Raw genomic sequence first — 20,603 nt, forward strand, 5'->3', positions numbered from 1 at the left:
AGCGCAGGTCAGCGGATCTCGACCTGCAGCAGCCGTCGCACGGCGAGCGTCGTCGGCACCACGATCCAGAGCAAGGCCGAGGTGGCGACCTGTGCCCACTGCTCACCCGTGATCTCGGGGGCCGTGACGAAGCTCGCCGACCAGCTCAGGTCCCACCAGGCGCCGTTCTCGGCCCACCAGGTCCACAGCCCGGCCACGACGCTGGAGATCATCGGCACGACGAACATGAAACCGAGGTAGGCGACCATCGCCGGCGCCGTGCTGCGGATCGCGACACCGACGCCGAACCCGAACGCGACGACGAGCACGTTCGCGACGGCCAGCCGAAGCCCGAGGTCGAGGGGAAGGTCCCAGACGGCCTCGATCCCGCGCACCTGCGCGGCCGCCACGGTACCGATCGCGCTGAGGACGACGACGGTGAGCGTCGCCGCGAGGGTCACGACCAGGAGTGCCGCGGCCTTGGCCGCCACGACGCGGCCACGCCGGGGGACCAGGGCGAACGTCGTCAGCGCGGAGCGCTGGCTCCACTCGCTCGCCACCGACAGGACCGCGACCAGGGGCAGCAGCAGCTCCAGCGGCATCATGTTGGTCGTGGTGTGCATGCCGAAGGTGACCTCGGCGTCGCGACCCCAGAGAGTGACGCCGGTGACGACGACGAGCGTCAGGAGGGGCACGGACGCGAGCAGCCAGCGGCTGGCCCGGGTGTCGACGAGCTTGCGCACCTCGACGTCGACCAGGCGTGCCAGGGGGATCGGGGGGCGTCCGGTCGCCAGGCGTGGGGCGACCGCGCGGGTGTCCAGGGCGGGAGTGCTCATGCTGATGCTCCGTCCGTGAGGCCGGCGTGCCGCGCGGGGGAGTCCTCGCGCTGGTCCGCGGCGGTGAGCTCGAGGAACATGTCCTCCAGGCCATGACCGTCTGCGGACCGCAGCTCGGTGACCGGCAGACCGGCGCGGAACGCGACCAGCCCGGCGTCCGCGGGGTCGGCGTCGGTCGCCACCGCCCCGTCCGGGCGCACTGTCGCCTGGAACCCGGCGGTGGTGAGCGCCGCGGCGAGTCGTGCGCCGTCGTCGGACCTGACGAGGGTCCCGACGCCGGCGAGCAGCTCGGCCGTGGCACCGGACGCGACGATCCGGCCACGACCGATCATGACGATGTCGTCCGCGACCATCTCGATCTCGGACAGCAGGTGGCTGGACAGCAGCACCGTGCCGCCGTCGTCCGCGAAACCGCGCAGCAGGTCACGCATCCAGCGGATGCCCGCGGGGTCCAGGCCGTTCGCCGGCTCGTCCAGGACGAGCACCCTCGGGTCGCCCATCAGGGCGGTCGCGATGCCGAGCCGCTGCCGCATGCCGAGCGAGTAGTCGCGCACCCGGCGCTTGCCCTCGGCCCAGGTGAGCCCCACGAGGTCGAGCATCTCGTCGACGCGGATCGCGGGCAGGCCCATCGTGCGCTGGGCGAGGGCGAGGGTCTCGCGGCCGGTGCGGCCACCGTGCTGCGCCGAGGCGTCGAGCAGCACCCCGACGTCGAGCCCGGGGTTGGGCAGGTCCGTGTAGCGGTGGCCCAGCACCGTGGCCCGCCCGGCGGTGGGCCTGGCCAGGCCGGTGAGGACCCTCAGGGTGGTGGACTTGCCGGCGCCGTTCGGACCGAGGAACCCGGTCACGCGGCCGGGGAACGCGGTGAAGGAGACGTCGTCGACGGCGGCGAGGTCGCCGTACCGCTGGGTGAGCGAGTCGATCCTGATCATGCTGGTGACGCTACGGACGCGGCGCGGCCCCGACATCAGGGAGACCCCTGGTCGGCACCCTGGGGTCCACCTGGAGGGACCCTGAGCCCCCAGGGGGAGCGGCCTCCTGCGCGGCGGCCCAGCGGTACCCCGGCACGTCGCGCAGCAGCTCGTCGTGAGTGCCCCGCGCGACCACCCGTGCCGCCGCGCCGACCCCGCTGTCGTGCCCGAGCAGGAGCACCTCGTCGGCGACGGCGAGCGGTGAGAGCCGGTGGGAGGCGACGACCACCGCTCGTCCGGTGGACCGGGCGAGGGACGCCAGCGTCTCGACGAGGGCGTCCGCCGTGGCGGCGTCGAGGTGCTCGGCCGGCTCGTCGACCAGGAGCACGCGGTGCCGGGCGAGCAGCGCCCGGGCGACGAGGAGGCGTCGGCGCTCACCCCCGGAGACGGTCGTGCCGCCGGTGCCGAGCGGGGTGTCGAGGTCGTCGGGCAGGGCGGTCAGCCATCCCGTCAGTCCCACCGCGTCCAGGACCGCGCGGGCCTCGTCCGCCGTGAGGTCCGCGCGGGCCACCCGGAGGTTCTCGAGGACCGTGGTCCCGAACACGTGGCCGTCCTCGGCGACGAAGAGGCCACGGCCCGTCACCCGCCCGGCAGCCGGTCCGAGCATCCCCGCCGCGGTGAGCATCAGCGTGGACTTGCCGACGCCGGAGGGGCCGACCAGCGCCGCCACCGACCCGGGGCGCAGCACGAGGTCGGCGCCGCGGACGACGACGTCCCCGCCGGGCCAGGCGGCGTCGACGTCCGACAGCTCCAGCAGCGTGCTGGCGCCGTTCCCTGTGCCGTCCGCTGCGCCGTTCGACCGGCCGTCCTCGTGCCTCTCGGCGGGCTCCTCGACATCGAGGTCCGACGGCAGCAGCTCGAGCAGCCGTCGCGCCGCGGCGCGTGAGCGGCGCAGCTGTACCGCCGCGGCGGGCAGTGCGCTCGTCACCTCGAACACCGCGAGGGGGGTCAGGACGACGACCGCGAGCTCGGTGGCGGCGAGGTCGCCGGCCAACGCGGCGGGAACGCCGACCAGCAGGCACCCGAGCACGGCGAGAGTCTGGGCACCCGCCTCGATCGCGGCCGACGTGCCCGCGACCCGTGCGCCGTCGTCGGTCGTGGCGGCGAGCCGCGTCTCGGCCTCCCGGAGCGCGGCCCGACGCTGGTCCAGCGCACCCGCCACCCGGAGCTGCTGGCCGTTCTCGAGCAGGTCCAGCGTGCGGGCGGCGACGTCCCCGCGGGCGGCGGCACCGCGCAGCTCGACCGACCGGGAGGCCCGCGACGCCAACCACGGTGCGAGCACGCCGGTCAGCAGCAGGCAGGCCAGCAGCACGGCACCAGCGGCCGGGAGGAACGCACCCACCAGCACCATCGCACCGGTCCCGGCCACCACCGCGACGGCACCGGGGATCAGCGCACGCACGACGACGTCGCCCACGTCGTCGACGTCGCCGCCCACGCGGGCGAGGAGGTCACCCCGGTGCAGCGCCACGACGTCGGCCCCACCACGAGCGAGCCGGTCGTACAGGTTGGCCCGCAGCGCCGCCATCCCGCGCAGCGCGACGTCGTGCGAGGCGAGCCGCTCGAGGTAGCGGAAGAAGGCCCGCCCGGTGCCGAACGCGCGCACGCCGACCGCCGCCAGGGAGAGGACCAGGACGGGGGGCATCTGCGAGGCACGGGCGACGAGCCACGCCGCGGCGGCCGCCAGGCCGATCGCGCACACCAGCGTCAGGGTGCCGAGGGAGACGGCACGAGCCACGCGTCCCCAGCGGACCTCGAGCATCGGCAGGACGCGCACCAGGGGGTCGGTCACGACGGCACCACCTCTCGGGCCTCGACCTCGACGACCTGGTCGGCCACCTCCAGCAGGGAGGAGCGGTGCGCGACGACGACGACGGTCCGCCCGGCGTCACGCCACTGCCGCACGGTGTCCAGGACGACCTGCTCGCCGCGGGCGTCCAGGTGGGCGGTCGGCTCGTCGAGGACGACGACCGGCCGGTCCGCGGCACCCACGAGTGCCCGGGCCAGGGCCACGCGCTGACGCTGCCCGACGCTGAGCCCGGCGCCGTCGAGACCGACGGGTGTCCGCCAGCCGTCCGGCAGGTCGGCGAGGACCGTGTCCAGGCCGGTCGTCCGGGCGGCGGCCTCCAGCGCGGCCTGCGACACCTCGCGACCGTCGGTGACGACGTCGCGCACGGTGCCCGGGCCGATCGCGGGGCGCTGGGGGACCCAGACCACCTGGTCCCACCACCGGGCCGAGACCTCGGGCAGCGCGGCCGGCTCGGCGCCGGTCCGTTCCAGAGTGAGGGTGCCGGAGTCGGGGCGCAGCAGGCCGAGCATCAGCAGCACGAGGGTCGACTTGCCGGATCCGCTCGGGCCCCGCAGCGCCACCACGCGTCCGCCTCCCGGCGTGCCCGTGCCGAGCGTGATCCGCGCCGACAGGCGTGACGGTGCCTCGACGTCGCGGCCGGGAGCGCGGACCGTGACGTCGTCGAGCACGAGGGTCGTCCCGGCCGTGGGGGCGACGGGGGAGTCGGCGACGTCGTCCCGGACGGTCGGGACCGGCAGGTCGAGCACCTCGAACGCCCGTCGCGTGGCAGCGAGGCCGTCGGTGGAGGCGTGGAACTCCGAGCCCACGCGGCGCAGCGGCAGGAAGATCTCGGGGGCGAGCACGAGCACGACGAGCGCCGGGACGAGCTCGATGCCGCCGTGCACGAGCCGCAGGCCGACGCCGACGGCGATGATCGCGACGCACAGCGTGGTGAGCAGCTCCAGCACGGCGCCGGAGAGGAACGCGATGCGCAGCGTGCCCATGGTGGCGCGCCGTGACGCCTCCCCGAGCGACCGCACCCGCGCACCGGGGCCGACCGCGCGACCGTAGGCCCGCAGGGTGGGCAGCCCGGCGATCAGGTCGAGCACCTGGGACCCGAGCCGCTCGACGGTCGCCAGACGGCGCTCGGACGTGCCGGCCGTCATGGTGCCGATCAGCCACATGAAGAACGGCACGAGCGGCAACGTCGCCGCGGCGATCACCGCCGACACCCAGTCGAGCCCCAGGACCACCAGCACGGTGGCCGGGGTCACGAGCGCGGTGAGCAGCAGCTGCGGCAGGAACCGCACGAGGTAGGGCTCGAGGTCGGTGAGCCCTCGGGTGGCCAGGGTGGCGACGTCCGCGGGCGCCGCGCCCGACGGCGGTCGAGGGCCGAGCTCCACGGCGTGACCGACGACCTGCTCGCGCAGGTCGGCGACCACGGCCGTCGCCGCGCGACGACCGAACCGCTCCTGGGCCCAGGCCACCAGCGAGCGCCCGACGGCGGCGCCAGCGAGGACGCACAGCCACCCGGTGAGCGCGGCGCGGTCGAGCGTTCCGTCGGCGCCGGGACTCGTGGCGACGACGACGGGGGCGAGGGCGTGCGCGATCGCGAAGGCCTGCACCACGACCAGCGCGGCCTGCGCGGTGCCCAGCGCGGTGGTCAGCAGGACATAGCTGCGGGCGGCACGGACCTGGCGCAGCAACCGCGGGTCGAGGGGTCTCACCTCAGAACGCCGCGTCCTTGATCTTCTGCCAGGACAGCCCGGCGGGAGCCGGGATGTCCCGGGTGCTCAGCCGGCGCCGGAACACCCAGTAGGTCCAGGCCTGGTAGGCGATGACGACCGGCGTGAGGAACACGGCCACCCAGCTCATGACCGTGAGCGTGTAGTCGGTGGAGGATGCGTCGGCGACGCTGAGGGCCACGCCGCCGTCCACGGCCGGGATCACGTCGGGGTACATGGAGCCGAAGATGAGCACCACGGCCGCGACGATCGTGACCGCGGACAGGGTGAAGGCCGTGCCCTCGCGGCGGGCGCGGGTGGCGACGACGACGCCGGCGAGGCAACCGGCTGCCACGACCACTGCCCCCCAGGTCCACGGGACCGAGTAGGCGACCTGGGCCCAGACCGCCCAGCCGCCGGTGACGACGAGAGTGACGACCGACAGCCCGGACGCGAGCCTCGAGGCGCGACGGCGGATGTCACCGTCGGTCTTGAGCGCGACGAAGACCGCGCCGTGCAGCAGGAACAGGGTCGCCGTCGTCAGGCCGCCGAGCAGCGCGAAGGGGTTGAGCAGGGCCCAGAACCCGCCGACGTACTGGTGGTCGGCGTCGAGCAGCAGCCCGCGCACCAGGTTGCCGAAGGCCACGCCCCACATCACGGCGGGGATCCACGAGCCCGCCTGGATCGCGAGGTCGCAGCGGCGTGCCCAGGCGGCGTCGGCGATCTTGCCGCGGTACTCGAAGGCGACGCCTCGGGCCACGAGCCCGACCAGGATGATGAGCAGGGGCAGGTAGAAGCCCGAGAACATCGTCGCGTACCACTCGGGGAACGCGGCGAACGTCGCGCCGCCGGCGGTGAGCAGCCACACCTCGTTGCCGTCCCACACGGGACCGATGGTGTTGACCAGCACGCGCCGCTCCTTCTCCCGGTGCTCCTTGTCGCCGCGGGGCAGGATCGACATCAGCATGCCGACGCCGAAGTCGAACCCTTCGAGCACGAGGTAGCCGGTCCACAGCACGGCGATGATGACGAACCAGAGGATCGCGAGGTCCACGTCAGGTCTCCTGTCTTCTCAGGTTCGGTGTCAGTACGCGAAGGACAGCGGGCGGTCGGAGTCGTCGGGCTCCTGGGCCTCGGGCGACTCGTCCCGGACGGTCTGCGGCGCCCCCTCCACGGCGTACCGGTGCATGAGCCGGTACCAGACCACGGCGAGGACCGCGTAGATGACGGTGAGGACGATCATCGAGGTGAGGATGACGCCGGCCGGCACGGCGGTGGAGACGCCGCGCTCGGTGAGCAGCCGGATCTGGTCGATGCCGGTCGGGTTCGGCGCCACGACCCACGGCTGACGGCCCACCTCCGTGAAGATCCAGCCGAAGGAGCAGGCGATGAAGGGCGCGGGGATGGCGACGAGGCCGAGGCGTGACAGCCAGATGTTGTCGCTGACGCGCCCCTTGCGGGTGAACCACAGGGCAGCGAGCGCGAGCGCCACCGAGAACGCCGCGAAGCCGATCATCAGGCGGAACGACCAGTAGGTGATCGCCAGCGGCGGGGTGTAGGTGACGGCCTCGCCGTCGGCGGTGACGTCGCCGTAGCGCTCGGTGTACTCCTCCTGGACGTCGTAGACGCCCGGCAGGTACGACTCCTCGCCGGAGAAGTGCCCGGTGCCGAGGTAGCTGGTGACACCCGGCAACGAGATGAGGTGCCGGACGTCCTCGCAGCCGGCGTGCAGGGGGCCGATGGCGAGGATGGAGAACTCCGCCGACTCGGTGCCCTCGCACAGGGCCTCGGCGGAGGACATCTTGCCCGGCTGCTGCTCGTACATGAGCTTGCCCTGGACGTCGCCCGACCAGATGACACCGATGCCGGCCACGATCATCACCCACACCCCGACACGGACGGCGGGCCGGTAGACGGTGCGCGCCGTCTCGACGTGCTCTGGCTTCCGGCTGCGCACGAGCCGCACCATCCACCAGGTGGCGATCCCGGTGACGAAGGTGCCGGCGGTCAGGAACGCGGCGGAGATGGCGTGCGGGAACGCGGCGAGCAGGGTGTTGTTCGTCAGGACGGCCCAGATCGACTCCATCTCGGCCCGGCCGGTCTCGGGGTTGTAGACCGCGCCCACGGGGTGCTGCATCCAGGAGTTGGCGGCGAGGATGAAGAACGCCGAGAGGTTGGTGGCGAGGGCGAACAGCCAGATGGACGCCAGGTGGATCTTCTTGGACACGCGGTCCCAGCCGAAGATCCAGACGCCGAGGAAGACCGATTCGACGAAGAACGCGGCCAGCGCCTCCATGGCGAGCGGTGCGCCGAAGACGTCGCCGACGAACCGGGAGTACTCGCTCCAGGCCATGCCGAACTGGAACTCCTGCCAGATGCCGGTGACGACACCGAGCGCGAAGTTGATGAGCAGCAGCTTGCCGAAGAACTTGGTCAGGCGCAGCCACCGCTCCTTCTGCGTGATGACCCAGGCGGTCTGCATGCCGGCCACGATCGGTGCGAGCCCGATCGTCAGCGGGACGAAGATGAAGTGGTACACGGTGGTGATGGCGAACTGCCATCGGGCCAGGGCCAGAGCATCCACGGTGTGGACTCCTTCGGTGCGAGCCGGTGCAGGTGACCGCCCGGCAGCCGAACCACCGTCCTGAAGGTGTTGCTGCCGGGACGAGTGCGCAGGGCGAGAGCGGATCACGCTTGTGAAGACCTTCACGAACGTTCTCGTGAAGATCTTCACAAGTCAAGCCGGGCGGCCCTGATGTGAGCGGCGCCACGCCGGTGACGACGTCGCGGTCGGCGGCAGCAGCCAAGGGTGCGATACTGGTCGGCAGACCTTCGGGGCCACATCCCTCGGACGGTCGACAAGCTTGCAGCTCCCGCGTCCCGGACGCGGTGCCGCGGCCAGGCGTGAAGGGGCCTGGTCGTCGGCGGCCGCGAAGACGGGGGAGTCGCAGCCGAGACCGAGACTTTCCGTCCGGGCGGCGCGCTGAGCAGCGCTGCCACCCGGGACGACGACCGCCCGGGCGGCCGGCAGGTGTGGGCCGGTTCCCGGGAGCAGGAGCGCACTTCGTGACGTCCGACATCCCGACCGGCGACCAGGCCGCGACCGAGGGCACCTCGCCCCGTCGCGCGACCCGCCGTCGAGTCACTCGCCCTACCTCCGCCCCGCAGACCGACGGACCGGCGCCCATCGTCGTCCCTGCCGTGTCACCGGCGCCCGCAGACACTCCTGACGAGGCGCCGCCGGCAGCTCCCGAGCCCGCAGCTCCGACGGACGGTGGTGCCTCGTCGTCCGGGCGGCGTCCCCGACGCGCCGTCCGTCGGACCGCAGGTCCTGCCGTGAACCCGGCACAGGAAGCCGTGGCGGACGACAGCGCCGACAGCGTGGCGCGCGCCACCGTCGCGAGTCCCGACCCCGCCCCGGCGGGCGAGAAGATCACCCTTCCGCAGGGGTCGGTCGCGAAGGGCCAGGAGCCCTCGCTCTCCCTGGACGACATCGTGCTGCCCGGTACCTCGTCGGAGTCCGCCCAGGCCGAGCCTGCGAGGAAGCGGTCGAGGCGGTCGACGTCCGCCTCGCGCAAGACCGCGAAGCCTGAGACGGCCGAGAAGGCGGAGAAGGCTGGCGAGCCCGAGAAGGCCGCGAAGGCCGCGAAGGCTGAGACCGCCGAGAAGCCCGAGAAGGCTCCGACGACGTCGCGCCGCCGTGCCTCGAGGAAGCCGGTCGAGAAGCCCGACGAGTCGCAGGAGGTCGTCGCGACGACGGCGCAGGACGCTCCGGCGTCGGACGCGCCCGCGACCACGACGGACGACGCGTCCGCACCGGCCTCCGCGAGCACGTCCAGCGAGTCCGGAGCGCCTCGCGCGGCGACCACGGCCCTGCTGTTCCAGGCCCCGGAGATGTCTGGGCGCACCTCGCGCCGGGCGCAGGCCCCTGCCGGCCCGCCTGCCCAGCACGCCGACGACGGGTCCGCGGTGGCCCCGGAGGCTGCGCAGAGCGCACCGGCCCAGGCGGCGGACGACGGCGAGCCTGCCACCGCGAAGCGGCCGTCGCGACGGACGGGCTCGCGTCGTAGCACCCGGGCGGCCCAGGCGGCGGACGAGCCGGTCGCAGCCGAACCCGTGGCGGTCGAGGGCGCCGCCACGGCCGAGGCCGAGCCGCTCACGCTGAGCGAGGCCGAGGAGGCCGCGGTCTCCGAGCTCGAGATCATCGAGACGGAGCTCGAGTCGGAAGGTGTCGCGCTGCCCGAGCTGCGACCGGAGGACTTCGTCGAGGACGGCGACGAGACGGACATCCGGCCCCGTCGGCGACGTCGCCGTGGCGGCCGGGGCCGTCGCGGGGGCCGCAAGATCGACGCGCACGATCAGGACGACACCGAGGCGGAGAACTCGGCCGACGAGGCCGACGCGACCCCTGACGACGTCGAGGCGGCCGAGCCCGAGAGCCCGGCCCGCTCGCGCGAGCACGACGACCAGGATGCTCAGGTCGACGCGGACGCGGAGGACGCCGACCGGACGGAGGACGAGTCGTCCGGTTCGAGCCGACGTCGTCGCCGTCGCCGCCGGGGTGGTCGCAGCGGTGACCGCGAGGGCTCCCGCAAGGAGCGCGCCGAGGACGAGGTGACGGCCCTCAAGGGGTCGACCCGCCTGGAGGCGAAGCGTCAGCGTCGCCGTGACGGCCGGGACGCGGGCCGTCGCCGCCAGGTCATCACCGAGGCCGAGTTCCTCGCCCGTCGCGAGTCGGTCGAGCGATCGATGTTCGTGCGCGAGGAGGACGGCCGTACGCAGATCGCGGTGCTCGAGGACGGGGTGCTCGTCGAGCACTACGTCTCCCAGCAGGAACAGGCGTCGATGGTGGGCAACGTCTACCTCGGTCGCGTGCAGAACGTGCTGCCCTCCATGGAGGCGGCCTTCGTCGACGTGGGCAAGGGTCGCAACGCCGTGCTGTACGCCGGCGAGGTCAACTGGGACGCCGCCGGTGTCGAGGGTCAGCCCCGACGGATCGAGGAGGCCCTCAAGTCGGGCGACTCCGTCCTCGTGCAGGTGACCAAGGACCCCATCGGGCACAAGGGGGCACGGCTGACCTCCCAGGTGACCCTCGCGGGCCGGTACCTCGTGTTCGTGCCCGGCGGCGGGATGACCGGTATCAGCCGCAAGCTGCCCGACACCGAGCGCAGCCGTCTCAAGAAGATCCTGCGCGACGTCGTGCCCGAGGGCGCCGGTGTCATCGTGCGCACCGCGGCCGAGGGAGCCTCCGAGGACGAGCTGCGCGCCGACGTCGAGCGCCTGCAGTCGCAGTGGCAGGCCATCAGCGAGAAGGCGTCGAAGTCGTCGACGAGCGCGCCCAGCCTGCTGCAGGGCGAGCCCGACATGGCGATCCGCGTCGTGCGTGACATCTTCAACGACGACTTCACCTCGCTCGTGGTCCAGGGTGGGCACGCCTGGTCCGAGATCTCGTCCTACGTGGCCGAGCTCGCCCCGGACCTGCGCGAGCGGGTCTCGAAGTGGAACGAGCCGGGCGACGTCTTCGCCAAGCACCGCGTCGACGAGCAGCTCGCCAAGGGGATGGACCGCAAGGTCTGGCTGCCCTCGGGCGGGTCCTTGGTGATCGACCGGACCGAGGCGATGACGGTCGTCGACGTCAACACCGGCAAGTTCACCGGCTCGGGCGGCACGCTCGAGGAGACCGTCACGCGCAACAACCTGGAGGCGGCGGAAGAGATCGTCCGCCAGCTCCGGTTGCGGGACATCGGCGGCATCATCGTCATCGACTTCGTCGACATGGTGCTCGAGTCGAACCGCGACCTGGTCCTGCGCCGCCTCGTGGAGTGCCTCGGCCGGGACCGCACCAAGCACCAGGTGGCCGAGGTCACGTCGCTCGGCCTCGTCCAGATGACCCGCAAGCGTGTCGGGCAGGGTCTCGTCGAAGCGTTCTCCTCGACGTGCGAGCACTGCAAGGGCCGCGGCTTCATCGTGCACAGCGAACCGATCGAGCGAGGTGGCGGGGCGTCGTCCGGTTCCGGCGACGACTCCGGTGCCAAGCGCTCCCGGCGCAAGCGTGGCGCCAAGAAGGACGAGCCGCAGCAGGCGAGCCCTGAGATGGCCAAGCTCCCGGACGACAAGTCCGAAGCGCGCGAGGCGGTCAAGGCGACACTGGCCACGATCGCCGCAGCGGCCGCGCACGCCCACGACCACGAGGGCGAGCACGACGAGGGCTCGGCGGGCGTGGCGGATGGCTCACCGGAGCCGGCCGACACCTCCGAACGTGCTGAGCCGGTCACCGAGGGCACGGCGGCCGAGGTCGGCGCGGCGGTGGAGGCTGCGGTCGACGCGGTCCTGCCCGAGCCGGTCGCGGAGCGGACGTCCGCCGCGCAGCCCGAGGAGCCGGCCCCCGCGCCGGAGCCGGAGGTCGAGCCGGCCAAAGGAGCCGGGGCCGAAGAGGCTCCTGAGCAGGCTGGCGGCGAGGCTCCGCCGCTGACCGACACGCCCTGAGCATCGCGGCGACCGGGATGCTTGACTGGTCCGTATGGACGACGGTCGAGCTCCCGGTCGCCTCACGGTCGTCGGCGGCCCCATGTTCGCCGGCAAGACCGAGGAGCTGGTCCGCCGTGTGCGGCGGGCCCAGATCGCGGGACGCGGGACGCTGGTGGTCACGCACGACCTGGACAGCCGCTACGGTGCGGGCCGGGTGGCTTCCCACTCGGGCGTGGCCGTCGCGTCGCGGTCGGTGGACGACGCCCGGGCGATCCCGAGCATCCTGTCGCCGGACGTGCGTCTGCTCGCCGTCGACGAGGCGCAGTTCTTCGGTCCCGAGCTCGTACCGGTCGTCCTCGACCTGCTCGACGCGGGACTCGACGTCGTCGTCGCCGGTCTGACGGTGACGTTCGACGGTCGCCCGTTCGAACCGGTGCCCGCGCTCATGGCGCACGCCGAGACCGTCACCAGGCTGACCGCCGTCTGCAGCGTGTGCGGTGCAGACGCCGCGTACCACGTGCGTCTGCACCGCCGCGGCCCGGTGGGTGATCCCCTCGTGGCCGTCGAAGGACACGTCGGGGGGACGGAGTCCTACCAGGCGCGGTGCCGGGCGCACCGGGACCCCGGACCGGGGTCCGGGACGCCACCGGTTCAGTAGCCGCGCATCTCCTGCCGCAGGGGGCAGTCGAACGGGTCGCGGGCCGCGAGCCCCACCTGGTTCAGGTACCGGACGACGATCGCGTACGACGCGATCAGGCTCGTCTCGGTGTAGGGCAGGCCGTGGCGGGCGCAGTGGTCGCGGACCAGCAGGCGGGCCTTCGCCAGGCTCGGGCGCGGCATGCTCGGGAAGAGGTGGTGCTCCACCTGGTGGTTGAGGCCACCCATCAGCACGTTCATGAACCAGCCGCCACGGATGTTGCGGGACGTCAGCACCTGCTTGGACAGGAAGTCCATCTTGGCGCCGGCCGGCACCAGCTTCATGCCCTTGTGGTTGGGGGCGAACGAGGCGCCCATGTAGACCCCGAAGACGGCGAACTGCACACCGAGGAAGGCTGCTGCCAGCCCGAGCGGCATCATCCAGACGATGACGGCGACGTACAGGCTGAGGCGCACGGCGATCGTGACGATCTCGCGCCGACGGGCGCTGAGCGTCTTGGGGTCACCGGTCAGCAACGACCGGATCGACGTCACGTGCAGGTTGAGGCCCTCGAGGGTGAGCAGCGGGAAGAACAGCCAGCCCTGGCGACGCGTGATGTGGCGCAGCGGGCCACGGACCTCGGCGGCGGACTCCGGCGTGAACCGGATCGTGTCGGCCGCGATGTCCGGGTCCTTGCCCACCTGGTTGGGGTTGGCGTGGTGGCGGGTGTGCTTGGTCATCCACCACGAGTAGCTGATGCCGACCACGGCGTTGGCCAGCCAACGCCCGACGCGGTCGTTGACCGGCCCGCTCGCGAAGATCTGCCGGTGCGCGGCCTCGTGCGTGAGGAACGCGATCTGGGTCAGCACGATGCCGAGCGCCCCGGCCATCAGCAGCTGGAACCAGGAGTCCCCGAGCAGCACCATCCCCGTCACGATCCCGCCCAGCGCGAGCGTCACGCCGATGCCCATGGCGAGGTAGTACCCATAGGCCCTGCGCAGCAGACCGGCCTCGCGGACCTGCCCGGCGAGCTCGCTGTAGGAACTGGTGAAGCGCTCCGCAGCACGGGGCGGCGGGCGGGTCGCGTCGACGAGGGTCGGTGCGGAGGGGGGCATGCATACCTCGCAATGGTTCGGTGTCGACTTCCCAGCCGAGTCGGTGGGCAGTCGCCCGCGGATGAGCCGAGCCTACGGGACCGTAGGTTCCGAGGTCGCGACCCGGACGTGAAGGTCTCGCGGAGGTGTGATCCGCGGCACGGCCGAGACCGCCGAACTTCTGGGCGAGTGTTCTCACCCGTGAGCGGACGCGCCGGTACGGCGGGGTCTGCCTACCCTGCGAATGATCGGCCTGTCGTCCGATCGGGCCCGAGGTTCGGCGACCTCCCGGAAGAACGAGAGAGCTCATGAAGCGCAGGTGTGCATTGGTAGTCGCGGGTGCGCTGCTGCTCAGCGGTCTCGGAGCGGTCCCCGCGGACGCCGCGTCCAGCGGGCCGGGCGGCAGCGTCGACCATCCTGACGTGGTGCTGTACAAGGGGCAGCACAACAAGACCGTCAGGGTCTCCTACTCGGTGAAGAAGCCGACGAGTGCGCAGATCCGTGCATGCTTCGACGCGAAGAGCTATCCCGAGTACGGAGAGGTCTACGCGGGGTGGGGCGACTTCTACTGGAACTACGACCTCGAGTATCACGACCGCTACGGGAACGACGTCGGTGGCGGGCTGTTCCTCTACTCGAGCAAGTTCGCAGCCTCCGGCAAGGTGACGTCGCCCCGTTGGTACGACTGGGAGCCGTTCGGCAGGTACAAGGCCGTGGCGATCGTCCAGCGAGAGTTCGACGTCTACGGCGTCGACGAGGACGGCGACCGCTGGGACCACTATTGCCAGCTCCCGGACGTCCGGTACGCGGACATCTTCTCCTTCAAGCGAGCGTCGTACCTCCGGGTCGACGCGTCGCCCGAACCCGTCCGCAAGGGCGCTGTCGTCACGGTCAAGGGCACGCTCAAGTACTGGAACCCGGTCTCCGACTACGGCAAGGGCGCGATACGTCCGCTCCAGGGCAAGAAGGTGAAGGTGTACTTCGACCCGTCCGGACCTCGGGGGGCGACCTACCAGGGAAGTGCCACCGTCACGTCCAAGGGCACCTTCACCAAGCGTTTCACGCAGAAGAAGTCCGGTACGTGGATCGTCAAGTATGCCGGGTCGCAGACGCTGACGTCGGGCCGGGCGACGGACGCGGTCAGGGTGAAGTGACCTCTGGTCGTCGCGCTCGACGGGTCGTGACTCAGTCCTGGACCAGCGGGACGAAGTTGTAGCTGCCGTGCTCCGTGGTGCGGACCGCGCCGTCGGGCGACCGTTCGACCAGCAGCATCGCGTGACGCACCGGGATCACCATGCGTCCACTCGGCGCGAGCTGCTCGACGAGCTGACCGGGGAGCTCGTCCGGGGAGGCCGAGACCAGGATGCGCGGCCAGCCGCCCGCCCGCGGAGCCCCGAGCGCGCCCGGCCGGGCGGCCTCGATCCGCGCCCAGGGCATGCCGAGGCGCGCGAGGTTCGCACCGCCCCGCGCGACGAGCTCGGGGACGCGTTCGGTGCCGAGCACCTCTCCACCCGCCCCGACCAGGTGGGCCAGCAGTGCCGTCGTCCACCCCGAGCCGGCACCGACGTCCAGCACGGCGCCGCCGCGGGGCACACGGAGCATGGTGAGCATCGTGGCGACGGTGGACGGCTGAGAGCAGGTCTGCTCGTGGCCGATCGGCAGCGGACGGTCGTCGCCGGCAGCTCTGCGCTGCCCGCGGGGCAGGAAGCCTCGCCGGTCGACGGCATGCATCGCATCGGTGACAGCGACAGCGATGGCGTCCGCGTCGGCGGAGTCGGGTCCGGGTCCGCCGTGCGGCGGTGGTTCGGGCGTCACCGTGCCATCATCGGGCGACGTCGGTCTGGTCGCGATCGCCCGGCAGGCCGGGGCCGTGCCGCAGGTCACGTCCTGGAGCGGTGTGCGCCAGTTGATCGCAGCAGGTGGCGTCGCGTAGAGTGGTGCGTCGGCGCGCTCTCAGTGCGCCTGTCCCGTGTGCCCTCGGCGCACCGCACTCGACCGCTGCGGCGGTCCGAGTCCCAGATCAAGCCGGTGACCGACGTCGGGCGAGCACGCCAAGACCAGGAGAGATGAGCACAGCATGGTGTACGCGATCGTCAAGGCCGGTGGCCGTCAGGAGAAGGTGTCCGTGGGGGACATCGTCGTCATGGACCGGGTCGGGGCTTCGGCCGGCGACTCCGTCGAGCTGACCGCGATCCTGCTCGTGGACGGGGAGAAGGTGACCACCGACGCGGAGAAGCTCGCGAAGGTCAAGGTCACCGCCGAGGTCGTCCGGGACGTCAAGGGTCCGAAGATCTCCATCCAGAAGTACAAGAACAAGACCGGTTACAAGAAGCGCCAGGGTCACCGTCAGCAGCTGACCCGCCTGAAGGTCACCGGCATCAAGTGACCTCCGGCGGCTCCGGCCGCCAGGTCCCACCCTCTTCGTACTCTCTTCGTACTCTCAGAAAGCAGGACTGACATGGCACACAAGAAGGGCGCGAGCTCCTCGCGCAACGGTCGTGACTCGAACGCGAAGTCGCTCGGTGTGAAGCGCTACGGCGGCCAGGTCGTCGGCGCCGGCGAGATCATCGTCCGCCAGCGCGGTACCCACTTCCACCCCGGTGAGAACGTCGGGCGCGGCGGGGACGACACCCTCTTCGCCCTGGCCGCCGGCGAGGTCGCCTTCGCGACGCGTCGTGGCCGCAAGGTCGTCGACATCGTCGCCGCTGGCTGACGATACCGATCTGACCGCCTGGTACCGCCGCGCAGCGAACCGCTGCCGCACTTCCCACGAGGGGCGCACCGACTCGGGTGCGCCCCTCGTGCTGTTCCCCGCTTGCCGCTGAGAGGATCTACCCATGGCCAGCTTCGTCGATCGAGTGGTGCTGCACGCCTCCGGCGGTGACGGCGGGCACGGTGTCGCGTCCGTGCACCGTGAGAAGTTCAAGCCGCTCGGCGGTCCGGACGGCGGCAACGGCGGTGACGGCGGCAGCGTCCGGCTCGTCGTGGACGCCCAGACCACCACGCTGCTGGAGTACCACCACTCGCCGCACCGCCGGGCGCCGAAGGGCGGCCCGGGCCTGGGTGACGACAAGGACGGCGCCAAGGGCGACGACCTGGTCCTGCGCGTCCCGGACGGGACCGTCGTCAAGGACCGTGACGGCAACGTGCTGGCGGACCTGGTCGGCGACGGCACGGAGTACGTCATCGCCGAGGGCGGTCGCGGAGGTCTGGGCAACCGTGCCCTGGCCTCACCGAAGCGCAAGGCGCCCGGCTTCGCGCTCCTCGGCGAGCCCGGCGAGGAACGCGACGTCGTCCTCGAGCTCAAGTCGATCGCCGACGTCGCGCTCGTCGGCTTCCCGAGCGCCGGCAAGTCGTCGTTGATCGCCGCGGTGTCCGCAGCCCGGCCGAAGATCGCGGACTACCCGTTCACCACACTGGTGCCGAACCTCGGCGTCGTGCAGGCGGGCGACACCCGGTACACGATCGCCGACGTCCCCGGACTCATCCCGGGCGCCAGCAAGGGCAAGGGGCTGGGGCTGGAGTTCCTGCGGCACGTCGAGCGCACCGCGGTCATCGTGCACGTGCTCGACTGCGCCACGCTGGAGCCGGGGCGCGACCCGATCAGCGACCTGGAGGCGCTCGAGGCCGAGCTCGCCGCCTACGCGGGCGACCTGGGGATCGAGGGTGGACGGGTCCCGCTGACCGAGCGTCCGCAGCTCGTCGTGCTCAACAAGATCGACGTGCCCGAGGCGCGCGAGCTCGCGGACTTCGTGCGACCGGACCTGGAGGCTCGCGGCCTGCCGGTCTACGAGATCTCCACCGCCTCGCACGAGGGCCTGCGCCCCCTGACCTTCGCGCTCGGCGACATCGTGGCTCAGGCCAGGGCCGCGGCGCCGCCGCCCGAGCCGGCCCGCGTCGTCCTGAGGCCGAGGGCCGTCGACGACGCCGGGTTCACGGTCACGCGGCGCACCGACGGGTCCACGGGGCGCGACTACTTCCTCGTCGAGGGCCGCAAGCCGTGGCGGTGGGTGCGCCAGACCGACTTCAACAACGACGAGGCGGTCGGCTTCCTCGCCGACCGGCTGGCCAAGCTCGGCGTCGAGGACCGGCTCCTCAAGGCCGGTGCCGTCGCGGGCGACGAGGTGCGGATCGGCGACGACCGTGACGCCGTCGTCTTCGACTGGGAGCCCACCATGAGCACCGGTGCCGAGCTGCTCGGCGCCCGGGGGACCGACCTGCGCTTCGACGAGCCCTCGCGGCCGACGCGTGCGAGTAGGCGCCAGGAGCACAGCGAGCGGATGGACGCCAAGGCTGCGGCCCGCGAGGAGCTGTGGACCGAGCGCGAGTCGGGTCACTGGGCGGACCCCAGCGACGACTGACTCCCGTTGCGGCCATGATGGCCTCGTGAACGCGACTTCTCGCTCCGCCCTGCCTGCCGCCCGGCGCCTCGTCGTCAAGATCGGGTCGTCGTCCCTGACCCGACCGGACGGCCACCTCGACGTGGCCGCGCTGGGTGCCCTCGTGGACGTGCTGGCCGAGCGCCGGTCGCTGGGTCAGGAGGTGGTGCTGGTCACCTCCGGCGCCATCGCCGCGGGCATCGGCCCGGCGGGGCTGACTGCGCGGCCGCGAGACCTCGCGACGATGCAGGCCTGCGCCATGCTCGGACAGGGCGAGCTGGTGGCCCGGTACAGCGAGGCCTTCGCCGTGCACGGGCTACGGGTGGGGCAGGCGTTGCTGACGGCGGAGGACACCGTGCGCCGGGTCCGCTACCGCAACGCGCAGCGGTCCCTGGAGAAGCTGCTCGCACTCGGGGTGGTGCCGGTCGTCAACGAGAACGACGCGGTCACGATCGACGAGCTCCGCTTCGGCGACAACGACCGGCTCGCCGCTCTGGTATCGCACCTGGTGCGGGCCGACGCCATGGTGCTGCTGACGGACGTCGACGGTCTGCACGACGCCCCGCCCAGCCGGCCCGGTGCCCGGCGGATCTCGTACGTGGCGGACCTCGCCGACGTCGCCGGCGTCGAGGTCACGGCCCGGGGGAGCAGCGTCGGGACCGGGGGGATGGTCACCAAGCTGGAGTCGGTGCGGATCGCGACGGAGGCCGGTGTCCCCGTCGTCCTGACCGCGGCCGGGCACGTCGCCACGGCGCTGGCCGGCGGGGACGTCGGCACGTTCTTCGCCGCGGGTGGCAAGCGGACGACGGCGCGCCGGCTCTGGATCGCCCACGCGGCCCGTGCGGCGGGGCGCCTGCACCTGGACGCCGGGGCGGCCCGGGCGGTGCTCGGCGGACGGGCGTCCTTGCTGCCTGCCGGGATCACCCGGGTCGAGGGGCAGTTCGACGCGGGTGACCCGGTCGAGCTCGTCGCCCCAGACGGCACCGTCGTCGCCCGAGGGCTCGTGGCCTACGACGCCGCCGAGCTCCCGCCGCTGCTCGGGCGCTCCACGTACGAGCTGCGTGCGGACCTCGGTGAGGGGTACGACCGCGAGGTGGTGCACCGCGACGACCTCGTGCTCGAAGGACGGAACGGCCTGTCGTCGTCCGGCTCGGCGACGTAGTCTCGAGGGCATGACCACGACGTTCGATCCCACGCCTCCCAGGACACCCGGCACCGTGCAGCGACCGCAGCCGGACGCCGAGGTCGCGGTGGCGGTCCAGGACGTCGCCCGGCGCGCCCAGACCGCCTCGCGTGCGCTGGCCACGGCCAACCGTGCGACGAAGGACGCCGCGCTGCACGCGGTCGCCGACGCCCTCGTCGCGTCGTCGGCCGAGATCGTGGCAGCGAACGCCGACGACGTGGCCCGTGGCCGGGAGGGCGGCATGAGCGACGGTCTCCTCGACCGCCTCACCCTCACCCGGGAGCGCGTGGGCGCGATCGCCGACGCGCTGCGCGAGCTCGCGGCGCTGCCCGACCCGGTCGGCGAGGTGGTGCGCGGCAGCACGCTGCCCAACGGCCTGCGGGTGCGCCAGCTGCGCGTACCGATGGGCGTGGTCGGCATGATCTACGAGGCGCGACCGAACGTGACCGTCGACGCGGCCGGCCTGGCGCTGAAGTCCGGCAACGCGGTCATCCTGAGGGGTGGGAGCGCGGCGTCGTCGTCCAACACCGTGATCGTGGACGTGATGCGCCGTGCGCTGGAGGACCGCGGACTTCCCGGTGATCTCGTGCAGTCCATCGACCGGTTCGGACGGCCTGGCGGCGTCGCCCTGATGCAGGCCCGTGGCCTCGTCGACCTGCTGGTGCCCCGCGGTGGGGCGGACCTGATCCGGACGGTCGTGGAGCAGTCGACCGTGCCGGTCATCGAGACAGGGACGGGCAACGTGCACGTCTACGTCGACGCCACCGCCGACGTCCCGACGGCGGTCGAGATCGTCATGAACGCCAAGACCCAGCGCGTCGGCGTCTGCAACGCCGCCGAGACGCTGCTGGTGCACGTCGACGTCGCCGAGGCGTTCCTGCCGGCGGCGCTCGCCGCGCTCGGCGGAGCCGGCGTCGTGCTGCACGGTGACGAGGGCACGCGTGCCCATGCCCCGGAGAGCGTCGAGATCACCCCGGCCGCCGACGACGACTGGGCCACGGAGTACCTCGCGGCCGAGCTCGCCGTACGGGTGGTCGGGTCGTTGGACGAGGCGATCGACCACATCCGCACCTGGAGCTCCGGACACACCGAGGCGATCGTCACCCAGGACCTGGCCGCGTCCGAGCGGTTCGTGGCCGAGGTCGACTCGGCAGCGGTGATGGTGAACGCCTCGACGAGGTTCACCGACGGCGGCCAGCTGGGGATGGGCGCGGAGATCGGCATCTCGACCCAGAAGCTGCACGCGCGGGGGCCGATGGGGCTGGCCGAGCTGACCACGACCAAGTGGGTGGTGCACGGTGACGGCCACGTACGGCCCTGAGCGCCCGTCGTGAGAGACTGTGCCCCGACCTGACCCGACCACCCCTGAGGAGCCACCGTGCTGCACACCGCCGTCCAGGTAGCCGAGGAGGCTGCCGCGCACGCGTCGACCGGGATCTCGCCGATCATGCTCGGCGTGCTGTCCTTCGGTGGCTTCGTCGTCGCGCTCCTGGCGACGTTCGCCTTCCGCAACGCCAGCAACAAGCACTGACGCGGCCCGCCGAAC

The 20,603-nt window shown here is 72.4% G+C and carries 17 protein-coding genes; 9 read left to right on the plus strand and 8 right to left on the minus strand.

Translation table 11 applies throughout. The features are described from left to right. Positions 1-8 precede the first annotated feature (8 nt). From HDG69_RS17510 to HDG69_RS17535, 6 genes are read right to left on the minus strand one after another with little or no spacing between them, the layout of a single operon-like run. Entirely contained in the window at positions 9-815 is an 807-nt protein-coding gene (locus HDG69_RS17510; RefSeq protein WP_171785116.1) for a hypothetical protein, read from the minus strand. After that, complete coding sequence (locus HDG69_RS17515; protein WP_171785117.1) at positions 812-1,744, minus strand: ABC transporter ATP-binding protein; 933 nt, start codon at positions 1,742-1,744, stop codon at positions 812-814. Before HDG69_RS17515 ends, HDG69_RS17510 begins: the two co-directional genes overlap by 4 nt. Before the next feature lie 10 nt (positions 1,745-1,754). After that, complete coding sequence (gene cydC, locus HDG69_RS17520) at positions 1,755-3,575, minus strand: thiol reductant ABC exporter subunit CydC (protein WP_343036507.1); 1,821 nt, start codon at positions 3,573-3,575, stop codon at positions 1,755-1,757. Continuing rightward, positions 3,572-5,299: a thiol reductant ABC exporter subunit CydD gene (gene cydD, locus HDG69_RS17525; RefSeq protein WP_171785118.1), complete on the minus strand. Its 1,728-nt coding sequence runs from the start codon at positions 5,297-5,299 to the stop codon at positions 3,572-3,574. The genes cydC and cydD overlap by 4 nt, the downstream gene beginning before the upstream one ends. Position 5,300: 1 nt before the next feature. Further along, on the minus strand, positions 5,301-6,350 hold the full coding sequence (cydB, locus tag HDG69_RS17530) for a cytochrome d ubiquinol oxidase subunit II (RefSeq protein WP_171785119.1): 1,050 nt from the start codon (positions 6,348-6,350) through the stop codon (positions 5,301-5,303). 30 nt (positions 6,351-6,380) lie between these two features. After that, entirely contained in the window at positions 6,381-7,880 is a 1,500-nt protein-coding gene (locus HDG69_RS17535; RefSeq protein WP_171785120.1) for a cytochrome ubiquinol oxidase subunit I, read from the minus strand. A 752-nt stretch (positions 7,881-8,632) separates the two neighbouring features. Between HDG69_RS17535 and HDG69_RS17540 the strand changes: the two genes are divergently transcribed. Together HDG69_RS17540 and HDG69_RS17545 are read left to right on the plus strand one after the other, a co-directional pair. Then, positions 8,633-11,782: an Rne/Rng family ribonuclease gene (locus HDG69_RS17540; RefSeq protein ID WP_343036508.1), complete on the plus strand. Its 3,150-nt coding sequence runs from the start codon at positions 8,633-8,635 to the stop codon at positions 11,780-11,782. 34 nt (positions 11,783-11,816) lie between these two features. After that, complete coding sequence (locus HDG69_RS17545; RefSeq protein ID WP_171785122.1) at positions 11,817-12,422, plus strand: thymidine kinase; 606 nt, start codon at positions 11,817-11,819, stop codon at positions 12,420-12,422. Here the strand turns inward: HDG69_RS17545 and HDG69_RS17550 are convergent. Beyond that, positions 12,416-13,516 (minus strand): fatty acid desaturase family protein, encoded by a 1,101-nt coding sequence (locus HDG69_RS17550; RefSeq protein ID WP_171785123.1) that lies wholly within the window; start codon positions 13,514-13,516, stop codon positions 12,416-12,418. The genes HDG69_RS17545 and HDG69_RS17550 overlap by 7 nt on opposite strands. A gap of 305 nt (positions 13,517-13,821) precedes the next feature. On the opposite strand from HDG69_RS17550, the gene HDG69_RS17555 reads away from it, so the two are divergent. Next, the gene (locus HDG69_RS17555; protein ID WP_171785124.1) at positions 13,822-14,649 is read left to right on the plus strand and encodes a hypothetical protein; all 828 of its coding nucleotides are present in this window, start codon (positions 13,822-13,824) and stop codon (positions 14,647-14,649) included. A 31-nt stretch (positions 14,650-14,680) separates the two neighbouring features. On the opposite strand, the gene HDG69_RS17560 is transcribed toward HDG69_RS17555, so the two are convergent. After that, complete coding sequence (locus HDG69_RS17560) at positions 14,681-15,310, minus strand: protein-L-isoaspartate O-methyltransferase family protein (protein ID WP_425484052.1); 630 nt, start codon at positions 15,308-15,310, stop codon at positions 14,681-14,683. 262 nt (positions 15,311-15,572) lie between these two features. Between HDG69_RS17560 and rplU the strand changes: the two genes are divergently transcribed. The 6 genes from rplU (at position 15,573) to HDG69_RS17590 (ending at position 20,588) form a co-directional block, all read left to right on the plus strand. Beyond that, the gene (gene rplU / locus HDG69_RS17565; protein WP_171785125.1) at positions 15,573-15,881 is read left to right on the plus strand and encodes a 50S ribosomal protein L21; all 309 of its coding nucleotides are present in this window, start codon (positions 15,573-15,575) and stop codon (positions 15,879-15,881) included. Positions 15,882-15,953: 72 nt separating this feature from the next. After that, entirely contained in the window at positions 15,954-16,208 is a 255-nt protein-coding gene (rpmA, locus tag HDG69_RS17570) for a 50S ribosomal protein L27 (RefSeq protein ID WP_171785126.1), read from the plus strand. A gap of 124 nt (positions 16,209-16,332) precedes the next feature. Continuing rightward, entirely contained in the window at positions 16,333-17,856 is a 1,524-nt protein-coding gene (gene obgE / locus HDG69_RS17575; RefSeq protein WP_171785127.1) for a GTPase ObgE, read from the plus strand. A 25-nt stretch (positions 17,857-17,881) separates the two neighbouring features. After that, entirely contained in the window at positions 17,882-19,036 is a 1,155-nt protein-coding gene (proB, locus tag HDG69_RS17580; protein WP_171785128.1) for a glutamate 5-kinase, read from the plus strand. 10 nt (positions 19,037-19,046) lie between these two features. Then, positions 19,047-20,378, plus strand: a complete 1,332-nt coding sequence (locus tag HDG69_RS17585) for a glutamate-5-semialdehyde dehydrogenase (protein WP_171785129.1) — start codon at positions 19,047-19,049, stop codon at positions 20,376-20,378. A gap of 57 nt (positions 20,379-20,435) precedes the next feature. Further along, complete coding sequence (locus HDG69_RS17590; RefSeq protein WP_171785130.1) at positions 20,436-20,588, plus strand: hypothetical protein; 153 nt, start codon at positions 20,436-20,438, stop codon at positions 20,586-20,588. Positions 20,589-20,603: the final 15 nt, after the last annotated feature.

Source organism: Isoptericola halotolerans (assembly GCF_013149785.1).
Classification (GTDB): domain Bacteria; phylum Actinomycetota; class Actinomycetes; order Actinomycetales; family Cellulomonadaceae; genus Isoptericola; species Isoptericola halotolerans.